1 protein-coding gene is annotated in these 1,991 nt (G+C 52.4%); it reads right to left on the bottom strand.

All coding sequences use genetic code 11. The features are described 5' to 3' along the window. Positions 1-1,991, bottom strand: a 1,991-nt coding sequence (locus tag EPD60_RS07910) for an RHS repeat protein (protein WP_317126046.1), incomplete at both ends; no start/stop codon positions are given.

Below are 1,991 nucleotides of genomic sequence, written 5' to 3'. Positions count from 1 at the left end.
GCAAAAAAATCATTACCGTCGTTCTGAGTTGCTCCACCAGATAAGTCTGGACCGCCAATTAACCGATTCAAAATACCTGCCCTACTAGAAATAACCGGTATCGAATTATCCTCAGGTGAGAATCGATCCTTCGGCTTTCCAACTCTGTACACTGATGATTCTTTTCTTATTGTTTGAACAAGCTTTGTGGGATCATTCCCAGCATGATTAAAGAAAATACTAGCTAAAACTTTATACTCGGCGGGATCTTTAGAATCACCTTCTTGCCTCACTATACTTACGGCCTCTTGAAAATCACTGTGACTCATATTGAGCTTAATCGCTCCTTCGAATACTTTTATTTGCTCCACGACTCGTTTTCCTCCTAACATTATGGCGTTACCATTGGCATCTTTTTTTTCTGATATAACGACCCTCATTCTCTCAGCAGTATATAATTTGTTGTCGTTCTTGCCATCATTTCCCAAGTGAGTTCCGTCTTTCTTATAATAGTCTCCTTCTCCATTAAAATCGATTACGCCAGTTGGACTGTTGCTATAATAAGCATAAGGTGATTGCCAAGGATACTCCTCTGAGCGGGGATCATTGCTAAAAAATCGGCTTATCCTACTATCATATGCACGAGCCTCGAAAGCAATAAGTCCATCGGCAAGGTCTGGATCATCCTCTTTCCCATTAAACCCATACCTGTAGCCCGTTCCCGCGGCAAATGCCCTTCCTGGCATTTGCATTCCAAATGGATAGTAATCCTGGGCACTCAAAACGTCGGCAATAAATCGGTCCGATTCACCGTCCCCGGAGGTGTCAACCCCGTATTTGCGGTCGGAGATCGTCACCAGCACGTTGCCCAAGTGGTTGGAAAGCTCGTAACGCTTCTCCCCTCTCAGGTAAGCAATGGCTCCCGGATCAAAGACAGCTTCTCCGGTACCCGTGGTCACCCCTACCCGCTCGCGGATACCGAGGCGGGACGAACCATAGAGGTGTTGCTCCTTCAGCAGTACCCGGTCGGAGGAGTCGCTGTAAACAGCCATCACATTGCCTTGGGCATCCCGTACATACCAGGTGGTTTTTGGCGTTCCCGCGCCGGGAATCACCGTTTTGGCAATGCGGTTGCCGGAGGCATCGTAACGATAGGTGATGGTGGTGTCGCCCCCCTTATGCACGGCCTTGATCTTGCCATAGACCGTCCACTCGATCCGGCGGATACCCTCCAGGGAGTCCTTCACCAGGTTTCCAATCGGGTCATAAGCGTAGTTAGCCACCGGCTGATCGTCGATGTCCTTGTCGTAATTTGTTGCCGGCACGTTATCGCGCACCCTTCCCAACTGGTTGGTTCCCGCCAGGTAATGATAGGTGAGTGAATCCATGGCCAGCGGCTTCCCTCCTGCCGTGGTGCCGTTGCGCAGGTAGCCCAGGATATTGCCGTTGGCATCGTAGCGCACCCGCTCCTGGTAGTTCGTGGAAAGAGAAAGGGCGCTCCAGTTATTGCCATCGCTGTTCAGCCCCGTATAAGCGTCCATACCGGTGATGCGGTTCAACTGATCGTACGTATAGCTATAGAGCATGGGACTGGACAGGGCACCGATATTGACGGCCATGCTGGAAATATTGCCGTTGTACAGCGGCCGGAAACCGGACGTGCCCAGGTAGGCACTTGTGCCCGGGAAGGGCGTCGTGCCACCGATGGCCTTATAGTCGCCGGCGTGGTAGTTGAGCGAGAATGAATAGGCGTCGCGTCCAGTATATTGAGCTGGTCCTCCGGGCAGACCATCGCCGCCAAGATCGTAGGCTGGCCGCAGCGAAGAGCCGTTCACCCCCTTCAGCCAGCCTTGCAGCGTATAGGCGTAGTCTACGCCCTGCACGGACTGGCCGCCCAGTACAGTACGGGCAAGCGGGCCGTGCTTGTAATAGCTGTAGCGGGCGTCGCGGTCCCAGGTCAAGCCATCGAGGCTTGTCTCCACCTCCGTCAGGCGGTTTTCGGCGTCGTAATA

It is taken from the genome of Flaviaestuariibacter flavus, assembly GCF_004337505.1.
In the GTDB taxonomy this organism is placed as follows: Bacteria; Bacteroidota; Bacteroidia; order Chitinophagales; family Chitinophagaceae; genus Flavisolibacter; species Flavisolibacter flavus.
This window is presented reverse-complemented; position numbering and strand designations above follow the sequence as displayed.